Below are 6721 nucleotides of genomic sequence, written 5' to 3' on the forward strand. Positions count from 1 at the left end.
CTGACCGAGCTTTCGGCCATCCTCTTGGACATGGAATTACAAGGTTACCTCGCGGCCTGTCCCGGCGGCCGTTTCTGTCGCCTCCCACCTGCTTCCTAGGGCCAAAGCATGGAAGACGTCATAGACATCATTAGTTATCTGCTCGACCATCTCGACGACGAAGACGACGACATGGTCGAAGACCATTTGCGCGCCGTCGGTTTTCCTGACGACGATATTCAGCGCGCCCTCGACTGGATGGAAGGCTTTGCGGTAGAGGAGCAAGACGAGACCAGCCCCCGCTCACTGCGCGCCTACCATCCCTATGAACAGCAAAATCTTTCCGTGGCCGCCCGCGGTCAGCTCCATGACTGGGAGCGGCTTGGCGTCATCAACGGCGCCATGCGTGAACGCATTATCGATCGCCTGCTCGCCCTGGAACTGGACGACACGGATCTCGAAACCCTCGACTGGGTGGCCTTCATGGTGATGGCTAACGACCCCGGCCCCGAGGCCTTCTGGGTCGATGCCTTGCTCGGTAGCGACGGCGCACGGATTCTCCACTGACCTATGGCACACCAGCTCGTTATTGTAGAATCACCGGCAAAAGCCAAGACCATCCAGAAGTATCTGGGGGATGATTTTCAGGTGCTCGCGTCCTATGGCCATGTGCGTGATCTGCAGCCCAAAGAGGGTGCCGTAGATACGGAGCATGATTTCGCCATGCACTACGCCGCCATCGAGCGCAATGAGCGCCATGTGGACGCCATCGCCAAGGCACTGCGCGGCGCCGACAAGCTCTGGCTTGCTACCGATCCGGATCGCGAAGGCGAGGCCATCTCCTGGCATCTGGTGGAGCTGCTGCGCGAACGTCACCTGCTGGACAACAAGCCCGCGCGACGCGTGGTCTTTCACGAAATTACCAAAAAAGCCGTGCAGGAAGCCATCGCCCATCCCCGCGAAATCGCCATGGACCTGGTCAATGCCCAGCAAGCGCGCCGCGCCCTCGATTACCTGGTGGGCTTCAATCTGTCGCCGCTACTCTGGCGCAAGGTGCGTCCGGGCCTCTCGGCGGGCCGGGTACAAAGTGCCGCCCTGCGCCTGATCTGCGAACGCGAAAATGAAATCGAGGCCTTCGTCAGCCGCGAATACTGGACCATCGCCAGTCGCCTGCAGCAGGCTGGCAGCGAATTCACCGGCCGCCTGACCCACTGGCAGACGAAAAAGCTCGAACAGTTCGACGTCACCAATAGTGATCAGGCCGAGGCCATCCGCAGCGGCATGGAAGATGATCTCAGCCGCCAGGCGCTACGGGTCCGGGAAGTGGAGCGCAAGAGCCGGCAACGCCAGCCTGCCGCGCCCTTCACCACGTCCACCTTGCAGCAGGAAGCCTCGCGCAAGCTCGGCTTCAACGCCAGCCGGACCATGCGCGTCGCCCAGCAGCTTTACGAAGGCATCAATATCGGCAACGAGACCGTGGGCCTCATCAGCTACATGCGTACCGACGCCGTCAACCTCGCCGAAGAGGCCATCGCTTCCATCCGGGACTTTATCGGCAGCCACTACGGCAGTGAATTCGTCCCCGAGACTCCGCGCCGCTACAAGACGAAAACCAAAAACGCGCAGGAAGCGCACGAAGCCATCCGCCCCACGGACATCGCCCGCAGCCCGGAGGCCTTGCAGGGCGTGCTCGAACGCGATCTCTGGCGCCTTTATGATCTTATCTGGAAGCGTAGTGTTGCCTGTCAAATGGCGCCCGCGCGTATGGACCTGGTCGCCGTCGATATGGACGCCGGCACCCATTGGACCCTGCGTGCCAACGGCTCCACCGTCACCTTTCCCGGCTTCATGGCCGTCTATCAGGAAGGCAAGGATGACGGTGACGAGGATGAGAGTAATCGCATCCTGCCGCCCCTCCATACCGGCGATGAACCCCAGGTACTCGGCATTGATCCCGAACAGCACTTTACCGAGCCGCCCCCTCGTTACAGCGATGCCACCCTGGTCAAAACCCTGGAAGCCCACGGCATCGGTCGACCCTCCACCTATGCCAGCATTATTCAGACCCTGCAGAACCGCGAATATGTCGCCGTCGAGCAGCGCCGCTTCCGCCCCACCGATCTCGGGCGGGTGGTCGGCCGTTTCCTGACCAACCACTTTGAACGCTATGTGGATTATGGCTTCACCGCCAGCATGGAAGACGAACTGGACGCCATTTCCCGCGGCGAAAAGCAATGGCAACCGGTGCTCAGCGCGTTCTGGGGACCCTTCCGCGCACTCCTCGACGAAAAAGCCAGCGTCAGCCGCACCGAAGCCACCAGTGAAGCACTGGACGAAACCTGCCCACAATGCGGCAAGCCCTTATTCCTGCGCCTCGGTCGCCACGGCCGTTTTGTGGCCTGCTCTGGCTATCCCGAATGTAATTATACCCGCCCGGTGGAGGGTCCTCGCGAACCCGCCGAGCCCGTAGGCCGCGACTGCCCGGACTGTGGCAAGCCGCTGGTGTACAAAACCGGGCGTTATGGCCGCTTCATCTCCTGCAGCGGCTATCCCGAATGCAAGCATATTGAGCCACTAACCCAGCCCAAATCCTCGGGGGTGACCTGTCCCCAGTGCGGTGCGGGCGAGCTCGTCGAAAAACGCAGCCGCTACGGCAAAATATTCTACTCCTGCAACACCTATCCCAAATGCAACTATGCGGTGTGGGGACCCCCCGTGGCGCGCCCCTGTCCCCGTTGCGCCTGGCCGATTATGATCGAGAAAAGCGGCAAGCGCCTCGGTGAACAACTCGCCTGCCCGCAGAGCGAATGTGCTTTCCACTTCCCGGTGAACGCCAGCGACGCGGAAATCGCCGCCATGCTGCCCGACTACACCCCGCCGCCGCCCCGCGAAAAGCGCGCACCGCCGGCCAAGAAGGGGGCCCCTGCCCGTAAGACTACGGCGAAAACCACCAGGAAACCGGCCGCGAAGGCGGCAACGGCTACCGCTAAAAAGCCCGCGAAAGCCAAAACGACGGCGAAAAAACCAGTCAAAGCCAAGATAACGGCGACAAAGAAAACCGCGTCGTCCAAAAGCACGGCCTCATCAGCCAGCGAGACTGCACCGCCTGCACCGCGGAAGCGCTCTGTAAAGGACGTCACCAGTTCATGACCTACGTCGTTACCGAAAATTGCATCCAGTGTAAATACACCGACTGTGCGGAAGTCTGCCCGGTCGAATGCTTTCATGAAGGGCCGAATTTTCTCGTCATTGATCCTGACGAGTGTATCGACTGCGCGGCCTGCGTGCCCGAGTGTCCCGCGGACGCCATTTTCGCCGATGACGACGTTCCCAGCGGTCAGCGCGACTTCACCGCCCTCAATGCCGAACTCAGCAAAGACTGGCCGGTCATCCTCCGTAAAAAGGCAGCACTGCCCGACGCCGAAACCTGGAATGGCAAGGGTGACAAGCGTCCTTTGCTGCAGCGCTCATGAAGCGCGCGCTTCGATGTTTCACGTGAAACATGGCTAACCCCCGCTCCCCCGGCACGGAATCCAGCGCCCCCCTACGCGTGTCCGGAGGCGTTTTCACCCTCTCCATCCTCCACTTGGAAAGCAATAACCCCCAACAACTGGCGCAGCGTATTGCCGAAGAACATCAACGCCACCCCGCCGCTGCCGATTTCCATCGCCATGCGCCGGTGGTCCTGGATCTGAGTGCCATACCCGAAGAAGCGCCTTTGGCTTTGTCCGCAATCCTGGAGGTATTGCGCGCCGCCAACTGGTTCCCTGTCGGTTTACGCAATGCCGCGCCCGGCCACCAGGCTTTGGCGCAAGATCTGCACCTTCCCATTTTACGGGGCCAGGATCGTAACGCCGCCCCGCAGCCGGAGACGCCTCCGCCAACGCAACCCGTCCCCGCAAGTCCGGGCGGCCTGATTATTGATCACCCGATACGCGGTGGCCAACGCAGCTACGCCCGGGGTGGCGATCTCGTCTGTCTTGCCGCCGTCAACGCCGGCGCCGAAATCATGGCCGACGGCAACATCCATGTATACGGCCCCTTGCGTGGCCGCGCCCTTGCCGGCGTCAACGGGCAGGATACCGCGCGAATTTTTTGCGTGAGCCTGGAGGCAGAACTGGTTTCTGTCGCGGGTCTCTACCGGACGCTGGAACCTGGTTATCCCCTCTGGGGCAAAGCGGCACAGATTTACAGTCGCGACGAGCAATTGCATATTACTGCCTTAAACCTATAAGTCCTGGAGAAAAGAACCGTGGCCAAAATCATTGTCATCACTTCCGGAAAGGGTGGGGTCGGCAAAACCACCACCAGTGCCGCCTTTGCCAGCGGCCTCGCCCTGCGCGGCTATCGTACCGTCGTCATCGACTTCGACGTGGGTCTGCGCAACCTCGACCTGATCATGGGCTGCGAGCGACGGGTCGTGTACGACCTCATCAATGTCATCCAGGGTGAGGCCAAACTGCAGCAGGCGCTCATCAAGGATAAGCGCTGTGAGAATCTCTACGTGTTGCCCACGTCCCAAACCCGCGACAAAGACGCCCTGACCACCGCCGGGGTAACGGCGGTCATGGATGAACTGCGCAAGGAATTCGACTACATCGTTTGCGATTCACCAGCGGGGATCGAGTCGGGCGCGCTCATGGCGCTCTACCATGCTGACGAAGCCATTGTGGTCACCAATCCGGAAGTCTCCTCCGTCCGCGACTCCGACCGCATTCTCGGCATTCTCGCGGCCCGCTCGCGGCGGGCGGAACAGGGGGAGGAACCGGTGAAGGAGCATCTGCTGCTGACCCGTTACTCCCCCAAGCGGGTGGAAGATGGGGAAATGCTTTCCCTGGAAGACGTGAAGGAACTGCTACGCACTCCCCTGCTGGGCGTGATTCCCGAATCCGAAGTGATCCTCCAGGCCTCCAATCAGGGCATACCCGCCATTCACATGGAAAACAGCGACGTGGCTGAGGCCTATAAGGACGTCGTCGCCCGCTTCCTCGGTGAAGAGCGTCCCCTGCGTTTTATTCAGCCGGTCAAGGTGGGGTTCTTCAAGCGACTCTTTGGAGGCTGATATGTCCTTTCTCGATTACTTCCTCGGCTCCCGCAAGAAAACTGCCCATGTAGCAAAGGATCGCCTGAAACTGATCCTCGCCCACGAGCGGGATGCCGACGGTCCCGACTTCCTGCCGGCATTGCAGGAAGAACTCCTGGCGGTGATCGCCAAATACATCCCGGTGGACAAGGAAAACATCAAGGTGAGCATGGAGCGGCGGGGAGATTTTGAAGTGCTGGAATTGAACATCCTGTTCCCTGATCAGCACTGAGCACGGCAGCCACTCAAAACCTATAAGCAAGAGGTCGGTGGCCCGAAACCGATGTGGTAACCCCGTAAGTCAATGCGATGACTTGCTGACGATAAGCCAGAACCAATAGGGCACGATGAGAACAAAAAGCGTCCTTGGTGAAAATTATAGGGGTGATGCCTTGTATATAAACCCAAGCACGAATAGGATAATAGCATTATGCCCACCATTGATCGTATAGACACAACGCGGGTAGTGATCTACCTCAACGATCATCGTCCCGCTCATGTGCATGTGGTACAAGGGGATTGTAGGGCAGTATTGATATTGCATTGCCCGGACGGGCCACCTGAGCTACGGGAGAATATCGGCTTTTCCAGAACGGAGATGCGTCACATTTTGGAAGAAAGCATATCCCGATTGGCGTTGTTCTGTGGAGAGTGGGAGAGACACCATGGACCAGATAGACAAAATTCTTGAGCGCGACTGGGACGCCGCAAATCAGCGTGGACAGGAGACGCTTGCCACTGGCCCGCTGGCGGAGTCCGCCTACTATGACCAACCTGCGGGAAAGGTCGTGGTCGAGCTGAATAACGGCGTTGGCCTGCACATCCCACCGGCATTGATTCAAGGCATGGAGCATGCCACCCCCGCAGACATGGCAGAGATCGTCATTGAAGGGCATGGCTTGGGGTTACGCTTCCCGCGACTGGACGCTGATCTGTACGTCCCTGCATTGGCGCGGGGAGTTCTCGGCACATCCGCATGGATGCGCAGCCTTGGACGGAAAGGGGGTATATCAAAAAGTCCCGCCAAGGCAGAGGCAGCCAGAAAAAACGGACGGCTTGGCGGACGTCCGCCATCAACGGAAAAGAAGGCCGTACCGTAATAACGGGATGAACCTCTCCTTCCCCTCAGCCTTGGTCCAATGCCACGATGAGGGGGTCCACTATAGACCGCCCCGACTTTCTGCCGGCATTGCAGGGGGAACTCCTGGCGGTGATCGCCAAATACATTCCCGTGGACAAGGAAAATATCAAGGTGAGTATGGAACGGCAGGGATAACCGCCGGGTTTAGGATCATCAGTCAGTACGTGACCGTTACCGCAATGGTGTCGATGTAGGCGCCGGGGCTTGGCGCCTGGAGGGCGGGAATCCGGCCGTAGACGGTTTTGCTGCTGGAGCAGGACCCCATGCTGCCGGAACATGTGCCCGAGACGGTGGAAGTGCCGCCCGTACCATCGCCCCACACCTGGCTGTACGTGGCATTAGTATAGAGCTGTCGCGCCGAGGCCTGGCCAGATAACAGGCCAAGCGCCAGCGTTGACAGTATGCCGAGGCAGGCGAAGAATTTTTTATGAATCTTTTGTCATGTTCCCCCGCTCATGACGTAATCCAGCCACTGACTGGAGATCCTTTCCAGCAAGCGATTCTGACTCTGCCGGGCG

General features: G+C 59.7%; 9 protein-coding genes and 1 pseudogene. 9 read left to right on the forward strand and 1 reads right to left on the reverse strand.

From position 1 onward, the window contains the following. The first annotated feature begins 108 nt into the window (after positions 1–108). The 9 genes and pseudogenes from Q0C48_RS05365 to Q0C48_RS05405 all read left to right on the forward strand — a co-directional run. Entirely contained in the window at positions 109–546 is a 438-nt protein-coding gene (locus Q0C48_RS05365) for a DUF494 domain-containing protein (RefSeq protein WP_291522226.1), read from the forward strand. A 3-nt stretch (positions 547–549) separates the two neighbouring features. After that, a complete protein-coding gene (gene topA / locus Q0C48_RS05370; RefSeq protein ID WP_291522227.1) occupies positions 550–3129 on the forward strand; it encodes a type I DNA topoisomerase in 2580 nt (859 codons plus the stop codon). Next, entirely contained in the window at positions 3126–3452 is a 327-nt protein-coding gene (gene fdxA / locus Q0C48_RS05375; RefSeq protein WP_291522229.1) for a ferredoxin FdxA, read from the forward strand. The genes topA and fdxA overlap by 4 nt, the downstream gene beginning before the upstream one ends. A 29-nt stretch (positions 3453–3481) precedes the next feature. Further along, the gene (minC, locus tag Q0C48_RS05380) at positions 3482–4213 is read left to right on the forward strand and encodes a septum site-determining protein MinC (protein ID WP_291522231.1); all 732 of its coding nucleotides are present in this window, start codon (positions 3482–3484) and stop codon (positions 4211–4213) included. Positions 4214–4231: 18 nt separating this feature from the next. Beyond that, positions 4232–5041 carry a septum site-determining protein MinD gene (minD, locus tag Q0C48_RS05385; protein WP_291522233.1) on the forward strand — a complete coding sequence of 270 codons (810 nt, stop codon included), beginning with the start codon at positions 4232–4234 and terminating at the stop codon, positions 5039–5041. A 1-nt stretch (position 5042) separates the two neighbouring features. Continuing rightward, positions 5043–5294, forward strand: a complete 252-nt coding sequence (gene minE, locus Q0C48_RS05390) for a cell division topological specificity factor MinE (RefSeq protein ID WP_287766375.1) — start codon at positions 5043–5045, stop codon at positions 5292–5294. Positions 5295–5492: 198 nt separating this feature from the next. After that, entirely contained in the window at positions 5493–5753 is a 261-nt protein-coding gene (locus tag Q0C48_RS05395; RefSeq protein WP_291522236.1) for a DUF4160 domain-containing protein, read from the forward strand. Next, the gene (locus tag Q0C48_RS05400) at positions 5728–6162 is read left to right on the forward strand and encodes a DUF2442 domain-containing protein (RefSeq protein ID WP_291522238.1); all 435 of its coding nucleotides are present in this window, start codon (positions 5728–5730) and stop codon (positions 6160–6162) included. The genes Q0C48_RS05395 and Q0C48_RS05400 overlap by 26 nt, the downstream gene beginning before the upstream one ends. A 65-nt stretch (positions 6163–6227) precedes the next feature. After that, a pseudogene (locus Q0C48_RS05405) lies at positions 6228–6338 on the forward strand (cell division topological specificity factor MinE); the annotation flags it as partial. A 22-nt stretch (positions 6339–6360) separates the two neighbouring features. On the opposite strand, the gene Q0C48_RS05410 reads toward Q0C48_RS05405, so the two are convergent. Further along, positions 6361–6636 (reverse strand): spore coat protein U domain-containing protein, encoded by a 276-nt coding sequence (locus Q0C48_RS05410; RefSeq protein ID WP_366937012.1) that lies wholly within the window; start codon positions 6634–6636, stop codon positions 6361–6363. Positions 6637–6721 lie beyond the last annotated feature (85 nt).

This window comes from Acidithiobacillus sp., assembly GCF_023255755.1.
GTDB lineage: Bacteria > Pseudomonadota > Gammaproteobacteria > Acidithiobacillales > Acidithiobacillaceae > Acidithiobacillus.

Excerpts from the sequence above, each read along its gene's own strand:
- Q0C48_RS05365 (WP_291522226.1), top strand. The coding sequence starts at position 109 with ATGGAAGACGTCATAGACATCATTAGTTATCTGCTCGACCATCTCGAC.
- topA (WP_291522227.1), top strand. The coding sequence starts at position 550 with ATGGCACACCAGCTCGTTATTGTAGAATCACCGGCAAAAGCCAAGACC.
- fdxA (WP_291522229.1), top strand. The coding sequence starts at position 3,126 with ATGACCTACGTCGTTACCGAAAATTGCATCCAGTGTAAATACACCGAC.
- minC (WP_291522231.1), top strand. The coding sequence starts at position 3,482 with ATGGCTAACCCCCGCTCCCCCGGCACGGAATCCAGCGCCCCCCTACGC.
- minE (WP_287766375.1), top strand. The coding sequence starts at position 5,043 with ATGTCCTTTCTCGATTACTTCCTCGGCTCCCGCAAGAAAACTGCCCAT.
- Q0C48_RS05395 (WP_291522236.1), top strand. The coding sequence starts at position 5,493 with ATGCCCACCATTGATCGTATAGACACAACGCGGGTAGTGATCTACCTC.
- Q0C48_RS05400 (WP_291522238.1), top strand. The coding sequence starts at position 5,728 with ATGGACCAGATAGACAAAATTCTTGAGCGCGACTGGGACGCCGCAAAT.